At 56.6% G+C, this 21,378-nt stretch carries 15 protein-coding genes and 5 pseudogenes; 9 read left to right on the top strand and 11 right to left on the bottom strand.

The features are described 5' to 3' along the window. Positions 1 to 13: 13 nt before the first annotated feature. The 9 genes and pseudogenes from D3M70_RS31665 to D3M70_RS05780 all read left to right on the top strand — a co-directional run bounded on the left by D3M70_RS31665 (position 14) and on the right by D3M70_RS05780 (position 9,450). Positions 14 to 307, top strand: coding sequence for a hypothetical protein (locus tag D3M70_RS31665; protein WP_133306438.1), 294 nt, complete (start codon positions 14 to 16; stop codon positions 305 to 307). Positions 308 to 350: 43 nt separating this feature from the next. After that, positions 351 to 665, top strand: a complete 315-nt coding sequence (locus D3M70_RS05815) for a YqjD family protein (RefSeq protein WP_120124942.1) — start codon at positions 351 to 353, stop codon at positions 663 to 665. A gap of 5 nt (positions 666 to 670) precedes the next feature. Further along, the gene (locus D3M70_RS05810) at positions 671 to 1,057 is read left to right on the top strand and encodes a phage holin family protein (RefSeq protein WP_120124941.1); all 387 of its coding nucleotides are present in this window, start codon (positions 671 to 673) and stop codon (positions 1,055 to 1,057) included. After that, positions 1,054 to 1,395 carry a hypothetical protein gene (locus D3M70_RS05805; RefSeq protein ID WP_120124940.1) on the top strand — a complete coding sequence of 114 codons (342 nt, stop codon included), beginning with the start codon at positions 1,054 to 1,056 and terminating at the stop codon, positions 1,393 to 1,395. Before D3M70_RS05810 ends, D3M70_RS05805 begins: the two co-directional genes overlap by 4 nt. Positions 1,396 to 1,561: 166 nt before the next feature. Next, the gene (locus tag D3M70_RS05800; protein WP_120124939.1) at positions 1,562 to 2,725 is read left to right on the top strand and encodes an EAL domain-containing protein; all 1,164 of its coding nucleotides are present in this window, start codon (positions 1,562 to 1,564) and stop codon (positions 2,723 to 2,725) included. A gap of 85 nt (positions 2,726 to 2,810) precedes the next feature. Continuing rightward, positions 2,811 to 4,142 (top strand): deoxyguanosinetriphosphate triphosphohydrolase, encoded by a 1,332-nt coding sequence (locus tag D3M70_RS05795; protein ID WP_120124938.1) that lies wholly within the window; start codon positions 2,811 to 2,813, stop codon positions 4,140 to 4,142. 277 nt (positions 4,143 to 4,419) lie between these two features. Beyond that, positions 4,420 to 4,818 (top strand): response regulator, encoded by a 399-nt coding sequence (locus D3M70_RS05790; RefSeq protein ID WP_120124937.1) that lies wholly within the window; start codon positions 4,420 to 4,422, stop codon positions 4,816 to 4,818. A gap of 360 nt (positions 4,819 to 5,178) precedes the next feature. Continuing rightward, positions 5,179 to 5,805, top strand: a complete 627-nt coding sequence (locus D3M70_RS05785) for a response regulator transcription factor (protein WP_120124936.1) — start codon at positions 5,179 to 5,181, stop codon at positions 5,803 to 5,805. An 8-nt stretch (positions 5,806 to 5,813) separates the two neighbouring features. Beyond that, positions 5,814 to 9,450 (top strand): annotated as a pseudogene (locus tag D3M70_RS05780) (transporter substrate-binding domain-containing protein). Between the two features lie 87 nt (positions 9,451 to 9,537). Here the strand turns inward: D3M70_RS05780 and D3M70_RS32710 are convergent. The 11 genes and pseudogenes from D3M70_RS32710 to D3M70_RS05725 all read right to left on the bottom strand — a co-directional run. Continuing rightward, a pseudogene (locus tag D3M70_RS32710) lies at positions 9,538 to 10,066 on the bottom strand (RHS repeat domain-containing protein); the annotation flags it as partial. A 1-nt stretch (position 10,067) separates the two neighbouring features. After that, a pseudogene (locus D3M70_RS32705) lies at positions 10,068 to 10,715 on the bottom strand (type IV secretion protein Rhs); the annotation flags it as partial. A gap of 138 nt (positions 10,716 to 10,853) precedes the next feature. Then, positions 10,854 to 11,093, bottom strand: a complete 240-nt coding sequence (locus D3M70_RS05770) for a hypothetical protein (RefSeq protein ID WP_120124935.1) — start codon at positions 11,091 to 11,093, stop codon at positions 10,854 to 10,856. A gap of 296 nt (positions 11,094 to 11,389) precedes the next feature. Beyond that, complete coding sequence (locus D3M70_RS05765; protein WP_120124934.1) at positions 11,390 to 12,079, bottom strand: SMI1/KNR4 family protein; 690 nt, start codon at positions 12,077 to 12,079, stop codon at positions 11,390 to 11,392. 15 nt (positions 12,080 to 12,094) lie between these two features. Further along, positions 12,095 to 13,324, bottom strand: coding sequence for a PAAR domain-containing protein (locus D3M70_RS05760; protein ID WP_120124933.1), 1,230 nt, complete (start codon positions 13,322 to 13,324; stop codon positions 12,095 to 12,097). After that, positions 13,321 to 13,911 (bottom strand): DcrB-related protein, encoded by a 591-nt coding sequence (locus D3M70_RS05755; RefSeq protein WP_120124932.1) that lies wholly within the window; start codon positions 13,909 to 13,911, stop codon positions 13,321 to 13,323. Before D3M70_RS05755 ends, D3M70_RS05760 begins: the two co-directional genes overlap by 4 nt. Positions 13,912 to 13,934: 23 nt before the next feature. Next, positions 13,935 to 14,955 (bottom strand): annotated as a pseudogene (gene tssI, locus D3M70_RS05750) (type VI secretion system tip protein TssI/VgrG); the annotation flags it as partial. A 36-nt stretch (positions 14,956 to 14,991) separates the two neighbouring features. Beyond that, positions 14,992 to 15,555 (bottom strand): hypothetical protein, encoded by a 564-nt coding sequence (locus D3M70_RS05745; protein ID WP_120124931.1) that lies wholly within the window; start codon positions 15,553 to 15,555, stop codon positions 14,992 to 14,994. Then, a pseudogene (locus D3M70_RS05740) lies at positions 15,556 to 16,597 on the bottom strand (RHS repeat-associated core domain-containing protein); the annotation flags it as partial. It abuts the gene before it with no gap. A gap of 86 nt (positions 16,598 to 16,683) precedes the next feature. Further along, positions 16,684 to 17,154: an SMI1/KNR4 family protein gene (locus tag D3M70_RS05730; RefSeq protein ID WP_120124929.1), complete on the bottom strand. Its 471-nt coding sequence runs from the start codon at positions 17,152 to 17,154 to the stop codon at positions 16,684 to 16,686. 10 nt (positions 17,155 to 17,164) lie between these two features. After that, positions 17,165 to 21,373 (bottom strand): RHS repeat-associated core domain-containing protein, encoded by a 4,209-nt coding sequence (locus D3M70_RS05725; RefSeq protein WP_120124928.1) that lies wholly within the window; start codon positions 21,371 to 21,373, stop codon positions 17,165 to 17,167. Between the last annotated feature and the right edge of the window lie 5 nt (positions 21,374 to 21,378).

The following is a 21,378-nucleotide window of genomic DNA, read 5'->3' as shown; positions in this document are numbered from 1 at the left end:
GGCAGGCCTGCAAATGTCAGAAGCACCAAAGCAGGACAACCGTTCTGTCGCACCCCCAAAAAAGCACCAACAAGGCGCACGGAGATCCCAAAGCGCCCCGGTTTGGCGCGCATCTGAAGACAAAAAAATTGAACGCCCGGGCTTTTTTCTCGGTTTTAGGGGTTCGGATGAAGGTTTCGGCCCTTTCGCCGAAACCCGCGCTCTGCATTGGAGCGCACTGCCTCCCTGGCGCACCACCACAAAGCAAAAGCTGTACCAGCCTTCAGGCCGTCAAGTTGCGGCAATTGGAATGAACCTTCAGTTATGAGCCATACTCGAAAGCCCATATTGCCACCCCAACGGAGAACACCATGGCTCGCCCAACAGCAGAGAAAGCCCAGGACATTTTGATGGCAGATTTCCAGACACTGGTTGCCGACACGGAAAAACTGCTGGCGCACACGGCATCGCTGGCCGGCGATCAGGCAGATGAGCTGCGTGATCAGATCAACGAAAGCCTGCTGCGTGCCCGCGAGACCCTGGCCATCGCAGAAGCGACCCTGCGCGAGCGCAGCAAGGAAGCAGTGGTTGCAACCGAAGAATACGTGCAAAACAACCCATGGCAGTCCGTCGGTATCGCAGCCGGCGTGGGCTTTTTGCTGGGTCTGCTGGCTACAAGGCGCTGATCGATATGACGCTGGGAACAGGTCCATCCGAGACCGATAACACCTCCTCCCCTCGCCGCCTCGGTGCGGCCTTTCTGGGCCTGCTGCACAGCCATGTCGAACTCTTCGGCATCGAGCTGCAGGAACAGAAAGCCCGCACGGTCAGTCTGCTGTTGTTCGCCGGGCTGGCGCTGGTCTTCGCGCTGCTGCTGCTCATCGGTCTCTCGGCGCTGCTGCTGATTGTCCTGTGGGACAGCTATCGCCTCACCGGCATCATCGGGCTATGTGCTTTCTATACGCTCGCCGCGCTGTTCTGCGCGTTGCGTCTGAAGGCAGCGATCTTCGATGAGTCTTCACCCTTCCATTCCACTCTGGAAGAACTGGCCAACGATCGCGAGCGACTGATGCCATGAGTGTGCCCGAACTCCCTCAAACCCATAATCGCCGTGAATTGCGCAAGGCGCTGATCCGCCTGCGCATGGAAATGCACCGCCAGGAAATCCGCCATGAATCCGCTCAGCTGATGCGCCCCCTGCATCGCATGCGTGGCATGGCCAACGACCTGCCCGGATCGCTCGGCATCAAACACGCGCCGTTGTGGGGGGTCGGTGTCGTCTCCCTGCTGGGCTTCCTGACCGGCAAGGGAGCCCGCAGTAAGCGTACGGGCAGCGTGACTCGCCTCGTCAAGCTCAGCGCTACGCTGATGCCGCTGATCAAAATGGTCCTGCAAGGCTCGTCTCGTCGGCATTGAGATGGCCATTTGGCTGCATTCTTGCAAACAAACCTGACCTACGCCTTTGCCCCATGGTTCACATGGGCAAAGGCGCTGTTTTTTTTGCCTGAATCGCTTTGCTCAAACAGCTCTGCCTGAACAGCTCTGTCTGAACAAGAATGCCAATAACTACCGAGGAGGCCATGTGATCGATGGGCAACCGCTAGCCTGCTTTCAGCCGTTCATCGATACCGCCACTGGCCGCATCGCGGGTATAGAAGCACTGGGTCGCCTGCGGCAGGAAGACGGTCGTCTGCAATCGGTCGGCCCGCTGTTCGCCGACCCGCGTAGACCTGCCGCCGAACTGCGCCGGCTGGACCGTCTGATTCGCGACAACGCGCTGGGGCGCCTGCATGAAGCCCCGAGCGACTGGTTCCTGAGCCTGAACATTTCGCCACGCTGGATCAGTCGCCTGCGACCCGACCAGCCGCTGCCGAGCCTCAAGCAGTTGCAGCGCCACGGTATCCCGGCGCAACGCATCGTTTTCGAGATCACCGAACTGGGCGGCGACAGCCAGCGCCTGAGTGACGTCGTGGCCCGTTATCGGGAGGCTGGCGCGCGGATTGCCATTGACGATTTCGGCGCGGGGTATTCGCAGCTCGACCGTGTGCTGGCCTTGCAACCCGACATTCTCAAGCTTGATATGCGATTGTTTCAGGCCGCCGCCCGCGGCGGGCCAAGCAGCGACGTGGTCAAGGCCCTGGCACAGATGGCCGAAAAGACCGGCTGCTGGATCATCGCCGAGGGTGTGGAAACAGAAGCGGAGCTGAATTTTGCACTCGAATGCGGCTCGCGCTACGTGCAGGGCTTTCTCTTCGCCCAGGCCGAGACGGAGTTCTTCGCCGCCGACGCATTCGTCGAACGATTCGCCGAACTGCGCGACCGCTATGTGATGCAGAAGGTGGTCGAGCGTGAACGGCTGATGAACCTGCGCAAGCAGTTGAGCCAGCTCATGCTGCGCTTGCAGGCGTGGGCAGAAGGCGATGCGCCGCTGGGCGATCTGCCCGAGGTCCAGGAATACCCGTGGCTGCTGCGGTTCTATCAGTGTGACCGACACGGCACCCAACTGACACCCAACCTTGAATGGCGCAACGGCGCGTGGATCGCCGATACGCGCTACCTGGGCCATAACTGGTCGTGGCGGCCCTACTTCTACCATCTGCTCGCCGAGGGCTGGCATGAGCGTCGGCTGACCTTGTCCAACACCTACCGCGACGCCACCAGCAATCAGTATTGCCTGACCGCAGGACAGTTCTTCGACAACGGCCAGCGCCTGCTGCTGATCGATGTCGACGCCGTCGGTTTCTGATTCGCCTCGCATTGCCATCTTCCGCTTGCAGCCCGATTGACGAACCGGGAAGCTAGGCCGGTAATCACTCGATGGAGTACCGGCCTTGGATTGGCAAACACTGCTCACCCGCGAGCGCCTTGGCAAGACCCTGCACAGCCCTGAAGAACTGGGGCGCAGCCCATTCCACAAGGACCATGACCGCATCATTTTCTCCGGCGCCTTCCGGCGTCTGGGGCGCAAGACCCAGGTCCATCCGGTCACCAGCAACGATCATATCCACACCCGCCTGACCCACTCGCTGGAAGTCAGCTGCGTGGGCCGTTCACTGGGCATGCGAGTCGGCGAAACCCTGCGTGGTGCCCTTCCCGACTGGTGCGAGCCCAGCGATCTGGGCATGGTCGTGCAATCAGCGTGTCTGGCGCACGACATCGGCAACCCGCCCTTCGGCCATTCCGGCGAAGACGCCATCCGCAACTGGTTCAAGCAGGCGGCCGGCCGGGGCTGGCTTGACGGCATGAGCGAGGTGGAGCGCAACGACTTCCTCAATTTCGAAGGCAACGCTCAGGGTTTCCGCGTCCTGACGCAACTGGAATATCACCAGTTCGAGGGCGGCACCCGCCTGACCTATGCGACATTGGGGACCTACCTCAAATACCCGTGGACCGCGCGCCACGCCGACTCACTGGGCTACAAGAAACACAAGTTCGGCTGCTATCAGAGCGAATTGCCGATCCTCGAACAGATCGCCGGCAAACTCGGCCTGCCGCAGCTGGAAGACCAACGCTGGGCACGGCATCCGCTGGTGTACCTGATGGAGGCGGCCGACGACATCTGCTACGCGCTCATCGACCTGGAAGATGGCCTGGAAATGGAGCTGCTGAGCTATCCCGAAGTGGAATCGCTGTTGCTGGGGCTGGTGGGCGACGACCTGCCGGAGACTTATCGCCAGCTCGGGCCCAATGACTCGCGACGCCGCAAGCTGGCCATTCTGCGCGGCAAGGCCATCGAACACCTGACCAACGCCGCGGCACGCGCCTTCGTCGAGCAGCAAGACGCCCTGCTCGCCGGTACGTTGCAGGGCGATCTGGTGGAACACATGCACGGCCCGGCCAAGCGTTGCGTGCTCAGCGCCAAGGACATGGCGCGCAAGAAGATCTTTCAAGACAAGCGCAAGACGCTGCACGAGATCGGCGCCTACACCACGCTGGAGATCCTGCTGAACGCCTTCTGCGGCGCTGCCCTGGAACAGTTCGGCGGCCATACGCCGTCGTTCAAGAGCCGACGCATCCTCGACTTGCTGGGCAACAACGCACCTGATCCCAAATGGCCGCTGCATACGTCGTTCCTGCGGGTGATCGACTTTATCGCCGGCATGACCGACAGCTACGCCAGCGAAATGGCCCGAGAAATGACCGGGCGTTCCAGTCCCATCTAGCCGATAACTGTCAGCCAAAAGCCCGGACTCCTTCAAGGTTCCGGGCTTTTCTCTTCACGCCCGCAGAAAAGAAAACCTCAACTTCGGATATTTCCTACACGTCAGCCGGAAACACCCTATCGCCGCCTTCAGATCCCTGCCGAATAATCCGCCCGCCCCACCCGTCTGGACCCCAGTCCAAAACTCACCCGATGCCTCATTCGCACCCGTTCTGTCGAGCGTTCCGCCTTGTGCCTGCGCCCGGACAACCGCCCACTGCAACCGCCTGGAAGCCCCGATGCACAAACATAACCTTCGAATCCTGCTGGTAGAGGACCACCCGTTTCAGCTCATAGCCTTGCAGATCCTGCTTAACAACCATGGGCTGTACTTGTTGACGCCCGCGTTGAATGCGAGCGAGGCCATTGTGGCGCTGGAGCGCAGTGCCGAACCCTACGACCTGCTGCTGTGCGATCAACGCCTGCCCGGCATGGAGGGCATCGACCTGATCGAATTCGCAAGCCAGCGTGGCCTGATCCGCGACGCCGTGCTGCTCAGCGGCCTGGCACCTTCGCGCTTGCTCGACCTTCAATCCCGGGCGCAGGACAAGGGACTGCCATTACTGGGTTGCCTGAACAAACCGCTGAATACGCTGGAACTCTTTCGCCTCATTTCCTCGGGCTCCGACCATATGTGAGATTCACCGGCCGACGCTGGCGGCGGCCGCTCAGGACGAGAGAACCACTTGCTATCGACTCGGCCCCGGCAAGCATTACCGTCTAAACATGACATGAGTTGCTTCCGTAGCAACCACCCCGTTAGAGCGTAGGAACATTCCCAATCGAAATAAACAACGACTTCCTGATAACTATTTTCACGCCGAATAATCTCGACTTTTTTAAACATTTATGGGCGACACGAGTAACGACGTGAGTCAATACGCTAATTTTTGTAGGAAGTTTCCTATATATCGCCACCGGCCCTTTCCGTTCATGTGCGCCTTTGAACATCTGCGATAAGGTGCGCGCTTTCTTCGCTGCCTGCTATGGATTGAATCATGAACTCAGTTTTTATCATCGACGATCATCCGGTCATTCGTATGGCCATCCGAATGCTGCTGGAAAACGAAAACTACGAGATCGTCGGCGAGACCGATAACGGGGTGGACGCGATGCAACTGGTGCGCGAATGCATGCCCGACCTCATCATCCTCGACATCAGCATCCCCAAGCTGGACGGGCTCGAAGTGCTGTCGCGCTTCAATGCCATGAACCTGCCTTCGAAGATCCTGGTACTGACCGCACAAGCCCCCGCCCTCTTTGCGATACGCTGCATGCAGTCCGGCGCGGCCGGTTATGTGTGCAAGCAGGAAGACCTCACGGAACTTGTCAGTTCGGTAAAAGCCGTATTATCCGGCTACAATTACTTTCCCAGTCAGGCACTCGGCGCCAATGCCGAAAGGGACGGAGACCCGAACGAACTCGAGCGTTTCAAACTGGTCAATGATCGCGAATTGATGGTGCTGCAATTATTTGCCCAAGGTCGAACAAACAAGGAGATCGCCAAGGGCATGTTTCTCAGCAACAAGACCGTCAGCACTTACAAGACACGTTTAATGCATAAACTCAAAGCCAAGACTCTGGTAGAACTTATCGAGATGGCAAAACGCAATTCGCTAGTGTGAGAAACAGGATGTCGAAGGGGTTAAAGGACTATTGGATAGCGGCTGCACTCGTTTGTCTGAGCCTGCTGGTACAGGCCCGATCCGTGGCGGCCGAACGCTACACCCTGCTTAGCCGCTCCAATCCGGCGCACATGGACGTCACGCTGGACCGGACGCAATGGCAGTGGGTGCGCAACAAGCGCGAGCTGGTTCTGGGCACCACGGCCCCGGACTACCCCCCTTTTGACATGACCCTGACCGGCCACGACTACGAAGGCTTCACCGCCGACTACGCCGGCATTCTGGGACGTGCGCTGGACCTGCCAGTGCGGGTCATGCGCTATGAAACCCGTGGCAAGGCCCTCGACGCCCTTATCAACGGCGAAATCGATCTACTGGGTAGCGCCAATGGCTACGAAGCGGCTACCAATCGGATCAGCCTGTCGCTACCTTACGCGGCCGACCAGCCGGTGCTGGTGACCCGCACGGGGGAAACCCGGCCCTTGACCGGTGATCTCAATGGCGTGCGCCTGAGCATGCTTTATCACTACCTGCCGCCAGAAGAAATCAGCGCGCTGTATCCCAAGGCCAGCCTGCAAACCTTCCCCTCGTTCCAAAGCGCGATCAATGCCGTGGCGTTCAATCAGGCAGACGTCTTCCTCGGCGACGCGATTTCCACGCATTACGTGATCAGCAAGGGCTATCTGAACAACATTCAGATGGCCAACTTCGGCAAGCATGAAGCCAACGGCTTCAGCTTCGCGGTGCAGGCGGACAATACCGAACTGCTGGCGCTCGTGAACCTTGTCCTCAAGGGCATTCCCATCGAAGAGCGCATCGCGATCTCCAAGCGCTGGGGAGGCGGCACCGACCTGCTGCTCACCGACCAGAAACTGCAACTGACCCAACGCGAAGAGCGCTGGATAACCCAGCACCCGACCGTTCGTGTGGTGATCAACGATGCCTACACACCGCTGACCTTCTTCGATGCCAGTGGAAACTTTCGCGGCATCACCGCCGACCTGCTGGATCTGATCAGGCTGCGCACCGGCCTGCGGTTCGAGATCAGCCATGCCGCGAGCATGAGCGACATGATGAACCGGCTGGAACAGGGGCAGGCGGACCTGATCGGCGCAATGGCGTCCAGCGACGAGCGCGAAAACCGCTTCAACTTCAGCCGCCCCTACATGGACAACGCGTTCGTCCTGGTCACCCGCAAGGAGCTTTCGGGACCGGCCAATCTCGACCAGCTCGATGGCAAGCGTGTCGCCCTGACGCTGGGCAGCCCCGTCCTGCCCTACCTGCGCAAGACCTACCCGACCATCTACCCCGTCGAAGTCGACAACCCCGCTCAGGCACTGGACCTGCTGGCCCATGGTCGGGTGGAAGGCGCCATCACGTCGCTGTTCAGCGCCAGTTACTTTCTGTCTTCACGCGCACTGCAGGATGCTTTGCAGATGCGTGTCACGGTCGGACAGGAGCCGGCACGCATCGCCATGGCCACCTCACGCAATGCCACCGAGCTGAGTTCGATCATCGACAAGGCCCTGTCGAGCATCGCGCCAGAGGATCTGGCCGTCATCAACAATCGTTGGCGCACCTACATGCCCACTGGCACCGGCACTGGCACCTGGCAAGATCACCAGTTGCTGGTCTACCAGATCATCATCGGCGCAAGCCTGCTGCTGCTCGGTTCGCTGGCCTGGAACGCCTGGATGCGCCGGCAAATCAAACAACGCGAACGCGCCGAACGGGCATTGAGCGATCAGTTCGAATTCATGAGCGCGCTGGTCAACGGCACCCCTCACCCGATCTACGTGCGCGACCGGGCCGGACTGCTGCAGATGTGCAACGACAGCTACCTCACCGCGTTTTCTTCACGACGCGAAGACGTCATCGGCAAGAGCTTTCTCGACGGGCCGCTCAGCGACATGCAGGAAGCCCGGCAGTATGTGGCCGACTACCAGCAAGTGATGGCCGAAGACAAACCACTGATCCTCGACCGCGCCCTGCACATCGGCGAGCGTTCGCTGACCATCTACCACTGGATCCTGCCGTTCAGGGACTCGCTGGGGAAAGTCCAGGGCATCATCGGTGGCTGGATCGACATCAGCGAACGTCGTCAGTTGATCGAAGACCTGCAGACCGCCAAGCAGCAGGCCGATGATGCCAACCGGGCCAAGAGCACGTTTCTGGCGACCATGAGCCACGAAATACGAACGCCGATGAACGCCGTGATCGGCATGCTCGAACTGGCGCTCATGCGCGCCGACCAAGGCCATCTGGACCGCCCCGCCATCGAAGTCGCTTACAGCTCGGCCAAGGACCTGCTGGAGCTGATCGGCGACATTCTGGACATCGCCCGCATTGAATCAGGACGTCTGACCCTCAGCCCCGAACGGGCCAATCTGCGACAGCTCGTCGAATCGGTCGTGCGGGTCTTCGACGGCCTGGCGCGGCAGAAGGGTCTGGGCTTGCATCTGGATCTGGACAGCCGGACCAACATCGATGTACTGATCGACCCCCTGCGATTCAAACAGATCCTCTCCAACCTCATCAGCAACGCCATCAAGTTCACCCAACAGGGGCAGATCCGCATCAGCCTGCAAGCCGAAGATGCCGGCCACGAACAACAGATCCGTCTGGAGGTCATCGTCGAAGACAGCGGCATCGGCATCACCGAAGACGATCAGCGACGCCTGTTTGCCCCCTTCGCCCAGGCCGATAACAGCGGGCAACTGGCCAGGACCGGTGCGGGGCTGGGGCTGGTGATCTGTCGCAGCCTGTGCGAAATGATGGGCGGGACCCTGACCCTCGACAGCCAACCGGGCCAAGGGACGCAGGTGCGAATGGCATTCGAACTGACGACACTCGATCCCCTGCCAAACCTGCCCGCGCCCCGCGACAACAGCGAACAGGATGCCACCACGCTGGATATTCTCGTGGTGGACGACCACCCCGCCAACCGCCTGCTGCTCTGCCAGCAACTCGAGTTTCTGGGCCATCGCTGCGACGTCGCCGAGCAAGGTGCTCAAGTTGGAACACTGGCTGGCTCGGCATTTCGATCTGGTCATCGTCGATTGCAACATGCCCGTCATGAACGGCTACGACCTGACCCGAGCGATAAGGCTGCATGAGCACGAACATGGACAAGTGCCGTGCGCGATTCTCGGCTTCACCGCCAACGCGCAACCGGAAGAAAAACAGCGCTGCCGCGAAGCGGGCATGGACGATTGCCTGTTCAAACCGATCAGCCTGACTGCCCTCAATGATCGCTTGTCGCGAATCGGCGTGCGCCCCTCGGACACCAGGAATCCCACCCGCCCTCCCGCGTTTGACATGAGCAGTATCGTGGCCCTGACCGGCAACAGACCGGAAATGATCCAGTCCCTGATCGATCAACTGATCAGCAGTTGTCGCGACGACGCCCGCGAACTGGCCGAAGCGAGCCTGCCTGGAAAAAGACAGGACATCCGCGACGTCGCCCACAAGATCAAGGGCGCCGCAAGAATCATCAGCGCCCGCCAGGTGATCGACCTGTGCGAAACCCTTGAGCACGCCTGCGAGAGCGCCGTAGAGGACACCGTGATCGCCGATCATGCACGCGCCCTGCAAGACGCCATGACCGCCCTCGAACGAGAGTTGCTGCGGCACCAGCGGACGTAGTTCCACGGAAGGCTGAACGCGAAAAGGGAAGCACGCTTGGGGCTGGCTTTCCTCTTTTCGACTCGACGGTATTTGGACTAGCGTCGCGTATTCGTAGCGGCGGTGGATCGGGTTGTAGCCGTGCTCGATGAGCAACTGCGTCTGGATGCCGGCGTTGTGGACCTGTGACAGCTTTTCCGCTGGCAGTGTCGATGCGAACTGCCAGTGTTAGCGGCCCATGGCGTCGTAGCCGAAGCAACTGGTGAGTTTGCCCTAGGTGCGAAAGACCTCGCGGTGGAGGTCGTCGCGTTCCATGTCGCTGATGAGCTGGCCGTCAAGGTTCAGCTGGTGCAGGTGGCCGCTGCCGTAGTACAGGTGGTTGAGGTGTTGGCCTGTGGGCAAGGTCAGCGTCGTGAGGTTGCTCAGTGGATCGTATTCGTAGTCCAGCGCGCCTTGGGGTGTGGTCTCTTTGATCAAACGGCCCAGCAGGTCGTACTCGAACGTGAGCGTTTCTTCGCTGATGCCCAGTTTCTTACCCACGGCAGTCGGTAATCGTGCGATGGACAGTAAGCGGTCGGCGTCGTCGTAGGTGTAATCCTGCCGTGCATCCTGGTTGAGTTTCGCCAGCAGACGACCGNGTAGCCGGTTTCGTCGACGCGGGTCAGATGGCCGCCGAGGTTGTAGCTGAAACGGCGGGTCAGGTTGTCGATGCGTCTTTCTTCGGTCAGGCGATCAGAGGCGTCGTAGGCAAACTGGTAGGCGGCGTTGTTTTCGTTGACCAGTGCGGTGAGGCGAATGGCTTTGTCGTACTCGTAACGAATGCGTTGGCCTTTGGCGTCCTGGCGGCTGGAGGGTAATCCCCTCGCCGTCCGCAAAAGCCGCGTGGTCTGGCCTTTGCCGTCGGTGTGCGTGAGAACCTGGCCGAGGGAGTTGTAGGTAAAGGACTCGGCGGTGCCGTCCGGATGTTCGATGCGCAGGACTTCGCCATCGGGTTTGCGTTCGAGTCTGGTCGTTTGATTCAGCGCGTCGGTGACGGCAATCAGGTGCTGGCGGTCGTCGTATGTGTAGAAGGTGCTTTTGCCGGAGCAATCCTGAAAACGCTCGACCTGCGCCAGGCTGTTCCACCACAGGTATTTGGACTTGTGCGTCGCGTCGATGATGGTGTTGCGGCAGGCCGTCGTCGCTGTTGAGGTATTCCGTCTTGTGGCCGAGGGCGTCGGTTTCGGCAATGAGGTTGCCATTGTCGTCGTAACGTGGGCTTTCCAGGAGTTGCCGTCCGGGTAGGACGGCCGACGCTTCCTGCGAGTGATCGGCGTACTTGAGCTAGAGGAAATTTCCCGAATGAGTTACCGGGTTAACTAAGATCCATTTTAGAGCGCTCCGAAGGTAAAATGCGCTTAACACAGCTTGCTGATGACGCCCATTTAAAGGCCGAAAATACTTTCGTTACAATCAAAATTTTTTAGAAAAATCTTCATCCATGCATCAATCACCGCCCAAGCATTAACATTCCGCTCTGGAATTTCTTGTTGTTCATGCCACCAGGGATAGAACTCGATGTCTGCGACGAGGATAGAAAGATTAGGCGCCGCCAACCCTTGGGCAACGGGGTCTCTACCAAAGTAAAGACCAATTTCATTATTTTCGCGATAGATATAAACCAAATAATTTTTGTCACCTGACGCCAGTGAGTACCGATAACACACGTATTAAGCCATTTACAAACAGTGGGCAGCACTGATGAGAAACATTTCCTCTCGCTAGAAATCCAGAGAGAAGAAGCGGCGTGCAAGCCAAACCCAGACCAGCTTTCTGGTATTTCGATCTCGGAAGGTAGCTCATCCAGAAAGAAATACACCGAATAACTTGGGAGCTCGTCCCTTGCAGATTTTTTTATACTCTCTATCTTTCCTCCTCTTAATGGCTCAACCCTTTGAAAACCTTATATGCTTGATTCAATCTAGCCAGATATAACATTAGCCCGAGGCTGAGTATCCTCGAGAAAGATCGAAATCCAAGTATTCATTACTTCAAAAACATTCATATCAATCTCAGGCTCTAGAGGTTCCTCGTGCCACCATATGACCCCTTTGTCATGGTCTAAACTGGCCAAATCAACGGCCAAGTAGTCGCCTGCACCATTAGAAAGCAGAGTTATCCATTTAGATGCAAATTCGGTGTCTTCTTCGTCAATCAAATCCGCAACACATGTAAAATCCTCTACTCTCTGAGGCCCCATGGATCGCGCTGGAAAGAAAGTAAAACCATTATGCAAACCTTGATAAAATTCTGAAACCTTACCCTTGAACGGGAATTTCGTGCCAAGAGGGCGGCTAGTATCCAGTGGCAGCCCCCCTGTATAATAATAAAGACCATTTGCATCATGAAAAATGTACAACAATTCGATAGGGTCACTCTCCAATATGGCGGTCCCAATTAAACATAGATCTAATAAAGAAAGTACCCATGGAAGCTCATCTGCAAACATTTGCCAAGCTCTGGGAAATTTAGAAGCGCTTACAGAACCAAGTCCAAAATCCTTCCACTCATTTGGAATAACGAGCCCCGCCGGCACATCGCTGGGAGAAAAGTAAACATTACTACCGACAAACCTTTGCCTAACGGCATCTACCACGTCATCAAATGTCATCGCAACCCCACGCCTTTATGGTAGAAAACTATAAATTTTATCTTGCAGCTCAGCCTCTAGCTTGCTTGCACGTTCCATCATACTAGCTCTGAATTTTGGATCAACATCTACGCCGCCTTTTTTGTAACGCGTCCACTGCTCGAACGTCTTAGCGCCTCTCGACGTATTAGCGGTCTCACTCAAAGGCGAAAAATTTGGTTTGTAATTCAATACTTCAACTTGCTTATCAAAACTCAACTGGTTAAATCCATCCATCTCTGTGATCTGCTTCATTGGGACAACGTGATCAGCGTGCAAAGGTTTTGTGATTTCCAGTCCCGGCAGTGCTGGATCTTCCATTGGAAGTACAACATTCTCATTTACCATCGCCTGTATTTCTTTGCTCGGAGTTCTAGCCCTCAACTTCTGATAGACCTCTGGAGAGACACCTTTAGAGTTTGGCGGGGGAATAGTCGGCCGTTTTGAAACTTTCAGATTTCCGAAGAGTGAGCCCAGCCCTTCCTGCTTGAACTCATACCGCGCATCAAACCACTGCCGCCCTTTACCAGCTAGCCCGCCACCGACAAACGCACCACCGAACGTCATCAACTTCTGGCCATTCGAATCCTCGCCATACCAGCGACCACCTAACAGGTTACCTCCCACTCCGCCCAGTAAACTTCCAAACAGACCAGCTATTGCAATGGCGGGAGTGGTCAACACGGCGGCGCTACCGACTCCAATCACTCCCAGTGTCAAATGAAGCCACAAAGGAACTTCCGGGTTAATATCGTCAGTCTTTTTTGTACCACCGCCTATATTAACGTTACTAGATCCCGAGCTGATTTTCCCGTCGCAAACAGTATGATCCCCCACTCGAGCGGCGGGCTGACCGTTGATGAAAACGGTATCACTGCCTTCGGCAATTATTTGCGGGGCAGATCCATGCTTTTCGCAAGCTGCAGTATCTAAGTGGGCGCGAGCAGCAGGTTTGCCATTCGTATGAACATTGTGGGACCCTTTAAATATTTGCCCGGCCGTGTTCGCGCACCACGAGAGGCTGCCAAGCAGCTCGCCGACGCCTGCCGACATGGTTACTACAGCACCCACGACTGCTACAGCCGCCAATCCCCCAGAAGCTACGATTGAAACGCCAGCGGCAGCGGCAACAACTACGGCAGCGGCACCCACCGCCAATCCCAAAAGCAACCCTTCCAACGCAGAAGAATGCTCAATGGGATCCCCAACCCTTGCCGCCGCACTCATGCCAACGCAGCCTGTCCACCGCCCTGATCGTCGGGGGTAGGCTTGCTTCGCAACTTAAGTGTCTCGACGATGGAAAAAAACGCAGCGCGTTCAGCGGGTGTCATTCCCTGAGCCCCATTACTGGTGCCGGTGATCTGCATCATCAAGGGCTGGTCCTGCTCATCCCGATGCAGAAAGATCAGTTGGAGCTGATGCACCGGCTGGCCCTGCTGACGCCATTTGAATTCCACCTGGCGCGCATCGACGCCGGCAATCTGAACGGGAAACAGCGGCTCGATCCATTGCAGATGAGACAGGGATTTGCCTAACTCGCTGAGCAATTGCTGAGCCACGCTTTCCAGCTCGGCGTCTTCTTCGACCACCGAGCGACCAATGACCACCGACAGCGGACTTGGCCCAATATCTGTCAATGTGAAGACGTGAAATGTTTTGTCCTTGAAACCTACCGGGCGGATGAAACTCAGTTCGTTGGTATGAAAACGCTCTGGGGGTGGTGGCAGGGCTTCTTTCGCCAGTCGTGCCTCTTCCGCTAGTTTTTCCTCAAGCTCTCTTATTTCGGAGATGCGATCGTACATGCTTGTCCGCATTTGGGCGTTCCTTGTCCGGCAACTTATTTATTCAGGTTGATGATCGATTTCCCTTCGACATTGACCTCAATGCCAGACAAGGTGATCGTCCCGTCGGAGTTCATGACGAGCTTGCTGGAACCTACTTCCAGAGTGATGGACGTCGCGGCTTTGATCTTGACTTCACCCTTGTCGACGGTGACGAAGTACGAGCCCTCCTCGACCGCGATACTGGTTTCCAGTTTGATGGTTTCAGAATGTTTGCCTTCAACTTTGATCGTTCGGTTCCCGCCGACGTCATGCGTTTCATCAGCCTCGATTTCAGTGTCCATGTTGCGTTCGGCGTGCATGATGATCTGCTCGGCGCCCGCCTTGTCTTCAAACCGGAAGAAGTTGGCATTGGCGCCCTTGCCCTTCATCGAACGCGTCAGAAATCCACTCTGCGTCTTGTTCGCCGGCAGCGACCATGGCGGGGTGTTCTGGCTGTTGTAGAGGCTGCCCATGATCAGCGGGCGGTCAGGGTTGCCGTCGAGGAAGACGACGACGACTTCATCGCCCACCCGCGGGATCTGAATGCTGCCGAAGCCGCCACTGGCGCCGGACTGGGCGACGCGGACCCAGCAGGAGCTGTGGTCGTTGTATTGGCCGTTGCGGTCCCAGTGGAACTGGATTTTCACGCGGCCCAGTTCGTCGGTGAAGATTTCTTCGCCGGGCGGGCCAATGATGATGGTGGTCTGCGGGCCGGAGATGGTCGGGCGCGGGGTGCTGAGCTGCGGGCGGAAGACGATCTTTTTGCGCACGCAGGAGGAGGTGTTGTAGTAGCTCGCCGGGTGGCCGTTGAGGTAGTTGTTGTGGCCTTCGCTTTCGACACTCATCAACAGGAACTGGCGGTCTTCGGCATTGCCCTGATCGTCGTCGTAGTGCTGCAGCAGTTCGAAGGTGTAGCCGGGTTTCATGGCCCGGCAGTTGCTCGCGCCTTCGTCGGAGGTGCCGTAGATGTACTGGTCAAGGGAAGTTGTAAATCCCGAAACTCTCGACGTCGCTCTGCCTATTCAGGCTTTTCAGACGGCAACGCCGAGGATGGCTAAGACATAAAAGCTTTTAGAGACCTGTTTTAGAATCTACAGAATCCAAACCTATCACTTTATTAGCAGCAAAAAATGTAGCAGCTTCGTCCGAAAGAATTATATGCCCCTTACTTTCCTCAGCCCTAAAAATGGGATTGACAGGAGTCTTATCTAACAAGATTATTTCCTTGAATTTTTTTGGCCCATCAGGCATGGATTTAAGCAGCGGCGCATATACACATTTTTCCATATCAAATGCTTTCTCTGATCGGAGATAATTTATAACAAAAAAATCCGCATGCACCTGACCATTAATTACTACTGCTGCGGGAGCAAACTGTATACAGTCACTGAAAACAGATGCTTTAATCATTTCAGCGAAACGGCGGCTAGCTACAGACGGCCCATCACTCAGGAGATAGTCATATTTTAGAAAGGCGCTCACACTGACTTTCGCCTTCAAGCGCAGAAGCAGATCGTGGTTGGGCAATACCACCTCGCGGCACTGACGAAACTCCAAGGCATCTATATTTTGTTCATGATCATAATAAAGCCAATACTTTTCCGGATAATGATCAACAGGTACTAACATTTTCATTCAGCATGTCCCACTTCTAACTGAGTTTTTGTTGAGTTTCACACTGCCGTTCCGAAGTCCTTGCCGCCGCTCGACTATAAGTTCATCCGTTGCAGCTTTGTACTGCTTTTGGGTCCATCCATTTTCTCGCCCTACTTCATGAATATCGTCTAATCGTTCTGCGACCTCTGAACTATAAGCAGGATGCGATCCTCTGTGAACGGTGCGAGTTGGATGATTTCCGGCATATTTAGGCAAATAAATTATATTATTTGTAGCATGAATATTCATTCCTGATGCTTGGAGCACTGGATGGTTAGCCAATTGCTGAGGAATAATGTGATGTTTTTGAAACCCTGAGCTCCCGGGCATCGTATTGTAAGTAGCTAAACCCTCTGGATCTATCCACATGAATGGGTGGATGCATATCGATATAGGTTGAAGCCTCCCAACAACCCAATCGGATCCTGCGTAATAAACCGCCCCACACCCGGATCGTAATACCTAAACGTGTTGTAGTGCAGCCCCGTCTCGTCGTCGAAATACTGCCCCTGAAACCGCAGGTTCTGCTCGACCTCGTTCACGGCGAGCGTTTCGACTTCACCCCACGCCTTATACGTCGCCTGCCAGACAATTCTCCCCTCAACATCCGTCATTTCCAGCGGCGTGCCGATCTGGTCGGTGTGGAAGTAGTAAACCTTTTGCTCGGTCTCACCCTCTTGCTGATCTAGTCTTGCCAATGGCGCGTAGCTATTCGGCTCGTAGACGTAGAGGCTGCTCTGCCACGGCGTTTCCTCGCGCAGCATCCGCAGGCCTTGCCAGAGAAAGTGTTTGTGTTCGGTCTGGCCGTTTGGATGCGCTGTCCAAGGCTGTCGTAGCGGTAGGTGCCGACGCTCTGCAGCTTGCCATTAACCAACGTTTCAGCTTTGACCAAACGGTTTTCGCAGTCATAGCTGAAGGTCTGCAGCGTGCTCAGCCCCACCCGTTTTTCAATCAGGTTGCCCCACGCGCTATAGGCGTAATCCTGATCGCGCCAGCGCTTGATGCGGTTATCTTCGGCCTGTCAAAACTGAGGTGATGTCTACCCTACACTCCCATCTGACCGAGGCGCTACTGACTCCCGAACAAAAGCAGCTAACAAGCAAAAACTCACAACTCTGCGATCGCTTGTCTGACATTGGCACATAGAAATTCTCCAAAACTTTGGTACAGCACAGTTTTCGCTCCATCACGCTTGAAAGAAAGCGCTGTTTCCACTACAACCGGTTCGCCTGACGAACCAACGCATGCCGTATCTATAGAGTAAATCGGGCCGTAACCTGACGCTTTAATCACAACCATCCCGTTATCAGCATCACCTTGATCGCGTGCAACGTTCGTGGCAAATAGCACGCTTGGAACTGCTGTAGCCGCCAACCCGCTTTTAGTAATTCCGTAGTACGTATCCCCGGCGAAAGACAACGCACCGAACTTTCTCAAAAAAAGCCTGTAACTTTCTGGAAATGTCACACCTAACGCCCTTTCAAACTCCGCGATAGCCTGCTCGCCAATTGGACCCGAGAACGCCGGTTCTTCACCGCTAGCCTTTATTTCGGCATCTAAAACCTCTATATAACTCATAAATCCTCCTTTAAAAATCTAAAGATCTCTCTTTCCAGTAAATTTTTTTCCAGGTGTTGAACGGACCGCGGTTCATACTCGGAGGAGCACTGTTATAGACTCGTCTTAATCCATCAGAACCTACCCAGCTTTTGTCCCACTGATTTGAATACATATGCAATACTCGGTCATTCTTAGAATGAAAGCTGCTGAGAACTTCCGCCATTGATCCAGGTTCATCCTGAGTCAGGTGATGAAGATTTACTTCGCTACCGTCCTTTCCTATCGGAGCATCGCCCTTTTTCATGCGCTGAATATTTGTCTTACCCAAATCATCTACGTGATTTGGGTCAAAAATATCGTTCCTTTGATAAACCTTTCTACCCGCAACGTTTTTGGGACTCCAGCAGGCCCACCCAAGAGGATCAACCCATGCCATCGGGTTCGATACATATTGGTATAGGTTAAAACCACCACCCAATCCAATCGGATCCTGCGTGATAAACCGCCCCACCCCCGGGTCGTAATACCTAAACGTGTTGTAGTGCAGCCCCGTCTCGTCGTCGAAATACTGACCTTGGAACCGCAGGTTCTGCTCGACCTCGTTCACCGCCAGCGCTTCAATCTCGCCCCACGCCTTGTACGTCGCCTGCCAGACAATGCTCCCCTCAACATCCGTCATTTCCAGCGGCGTGCCGATCTGGTCGGTGTGGAAGTAGTAAACCTTTTGCTCTGCTTCGCCTTCGTTTTGGTCAACGCGGGCTAGAGGCGCGTAACTGCCAGGCTCGTAGACATACAGGCTGCTCTGCCACGGCGTTTCCTCACGCAGCATCCGCAAGCCTTGCCAGAGGAAGTGTTTGTGCTCGGTCTGGCCGTTGATCTCGGCTGTTTTTCCGACGCGTCTTCCGAGGCTGTCGTAGCGATACGTGCCGACACTCTCGAGCCTGCCATTGGTGAAGGTTTCGGCTCTGACCAAACGGTTTTCGCAGTCGTAACTGAAGCTTTGTAGCGTGGTAATCCCCACCCGCTTCTCGATCAAGTTGCCCCAGGCATCGTAGGCATATTCCTGATCACGCCACCTTTTGATGCGGTTGTCTTTGACCTGATCGAACTGGCTGGTGTTGAAGTTCAGCCGATTGGCTGCAGCGTCGTACCGGAACTCTTCGCTGTCCGCAATCCTGCCGGTTTCGCGGCTGTGCAGCTGGCCGTTCGCCTCGTATTCGTACTTGATCTCGCCCCGCAGCTTGTCGAGGGTGCGGGTCAGTTCTCCGGCAGGGTCGTATTCGTAGCGGCGGTGGATCGGGTTGTAGGCGTGCTCGACGAGCAACTGCGTCTGGATGCCGGCGTTGTGGACCTGTGACAGCTTTTCCGCTGGCAGGGTCGACGCGAACTGCCAGTGTTTGCGGCCCATGGTGTCGTAGCCGAAGCAACTGGTGAGTTTGCCCTGGGTGCGGTAGACCTCGCGGTGGAGGTCGTCGCGCTCGATGTCGCTGACGAGCTGGCCGTCAAGGTTCAGCTGGTGCAGGTGGCCGCTGCCGTAGTACAGGTGGTTGAGGTGTTGGCCTGTGGGCAACGTCAGCGTGGTGAGGTTGCTCAGTGGATCGTATTCGTAGTCCAGGGCGCCTTGGGGTGTGGTCTCTTTGATCAAACGGCCCAGCAGGTCGTACTCGAACGTGAGCGTTTCTTCGCTGACGCCGAGTTTCTTACCCACGGCAGTCGGTAATCGTGCGATGGACAGTAAGCGGTCGGCGTCGTCGTAGGTGTAATCCTGCCGTGCATCCTGGTTGAGTTTCGCCAGCAGACGACCGATCGAATCGCGTTCGAATTCGGTGCTGCGTTGTGGGCGTTCGGCGCGGGCGCGGTAGCCGGTTTCGTCGACGCGGGTCAGATGGCCGCCGAGGTTGTAGCTGAAACGGCGGGTCAGGTTGTCGATGCGTCTTTCTTCGGTCAGGCGATCAGAGGCGTCGTAGGCAAACTGGTAGGCGGCGTTGTTTTCGTTGACCAGTGCGGTGAGGCGAATGGCTTTGTCGTACTCGTAACGAATGCGCTGGCCTTTGGCGTCCTGGCGGCTGCTCGGCAACCCGCGTGCAGTGCGCAGCAGACGCGTGGTCTGGCCTTTGCCGTCGGTGTGCGTGAGAACCTGGCCGAGGGCGTTGTAGGTGAAAGACTCGCCGGTGCCGTCCGGGTGATCGATGCGCAGGACTTCGCCATCGGGTTTGCGTTCGAGCCTGGTCGTTTGATTCAGCGCGTCGGTGACGGCAATCAGGTGCTGGCGGTCGTCGTATGTGTAGAAGGTGCTTTTGCCGGAACAATCCTGAAAACGCTCGACCTGCGCCAAGCTGTTCCACCACAGGTATTTGGACTTGTGCGTCGCGTCGATGATGGTGTGCGGCAGGCCGTCGTCGCTGTTGAGGTATTCGGTCTTGTGGCCGAGGGCGTCGGTTTCGGCGATGAGGTTGCCTTTGTCGTCGTAACGGGTCTTCCAAACACTGCCGTCCGGGTAGGACACCGACGACACCAGCGTGGTCAGGTGGTGATAGGTGTACTTGATACTACGACCCAGTGGGTCGGTTTCTTCCACCAGTCGCGCGTATTCGTCGTACTTGAGTTGTAAGTGATTCCCGTCCGGCAGGGTAAGCCCGGTCATGTTGCCGTCGTCGTCGATGTCAATCGTGTAGTGCTCGCCGCCATAGTCGCGGCTGGCAATGACTCGGTGGTCCCCGTTGTAATGCACTTCCAGTTCACGGCCCAGCACGTCGGTGGCCCAGGAGGTGCGCTGTTTGAAGTCGTAGCGGAAGTGGAAATGCTCGCCGTCAGTGGTCCAGTGCTCGACCACGCGAGGCTGGCCGTCGATGGTTTCCCAGCGGTAGTTACAACTCAGCCCGAGCGCGTTGCTGTGGCTCGCCATCACGCCTTCGGCGTAGCTGAAACGACGCATCGAATCGCCGTTGCGATTGATGACTTCGGTGAGTTGGCCGTTATCGTCGTAGCGGTACTGCACGAGGGTTTCGACTGCTTCGTTATCGACGACGCGTCTGACATCAGTCAGGCGGCCTAGCGGGTTGTCGTAGTGCAGGTGCACACGAGTGCCACCCGTAGCACTGATGTCGGTGAGCACGCCATCGACGGTGCGAGTGAAATGCAGGAAATGGCCGAGTGCGTTTTCGATGCGCTGAAGCGGTACAGGGCAATTGCCGTCAGGCACCTCGCCAAAGTAGAAGAAGATGTTATCGAGGGTTTGCAGCAGATAGTGCCCGCCCTCGCTACAGACCAGATAGACCTGTTCATAAGGGTTATAGACACGCTCTCCGGGTTGCAAGGCGACGAAGGGAACACTGCGGCCCTGGTTGTCGGTCAAGTAGACGAAACTACCGCTTCTGCGCAGGCTTTGCTCCCATGGGAGCACCCAGCCACGGCCTAGAACGCTGTCGACGTTCAGGTCACTGCCGTAGAAACGCGACCACTCGATGGACATCAAACCGGGCAGGCTGAAGTCCGTTTCATCGGGGATGACCTTACGCCCGGTGGTCAGGTCTACCGGATTACCCGTCATGCCGCCAACAGCGCGTTCGATGGCTGGCCCCACAACGTAGCGGCTGGCAACTTCACCGGCAACGAAACCTGCGGTGAATTTCATGACGCACGGCATGATGGCTTTCATGCCTGCCTGACTACCGGCCTTGATCAATTGCGCGATACCGCCGGCAGCACCGGCGACGGCCATCAGGACGTCAACTGTGGTGCGTAACCAGCCAGGAATTTCGTCATCCACTGGCAGATAACGATGAGTACCGCCGCCGATCAAGACGTTGCCTGAGCCACTGGAAATGGTGGCCCCGCAGGTGAGTTTGTCACCTTTACGCGCCGCAGCCGTGCCGTTGATGAAAACGTTGGTGGAGCCTTCAGCTATTTGGACCGGCCCGGGGTGTTTGCTGCAGGCGCCGAGGCTTTGCGCGACGTGAGCAGCTTGGCGGCTGTTGACGAACACGTTCGATGAAGCCGTGACAATGGTACCGGAGGGCGATGAGAACCATTTGCCCACCGCCTCGCCTGCCGCGGTGAGCAGGCTACCTCCGATACCTGCTGCAAGACCTGCCAGAAGAGCGACACCAAAACCACAGGTGAATGTTGCAATGGCAACTGTGGCGACCAACGCTATGCCGAGCGCAGCACCGATGAGGAATCCCCCCAAGGCACTGGTGTGCTCTATCTCATCACCGAACCGCGCTGCTTCGAACATGAGCG

The organism is Pseudomonas sp. LS-2, assembly GCF_003605735.1.
Lineage (GTDB): Bacteria > Pseudomonadota > Gammaproteobacteria > Pseudomonadales > Pseudomonadaceae > Aquipseudomonas.
Note: the sequence above shows the minus strand (reverse complement) of the source record. Positions and strands in the feature narration are given on the sequence as shown.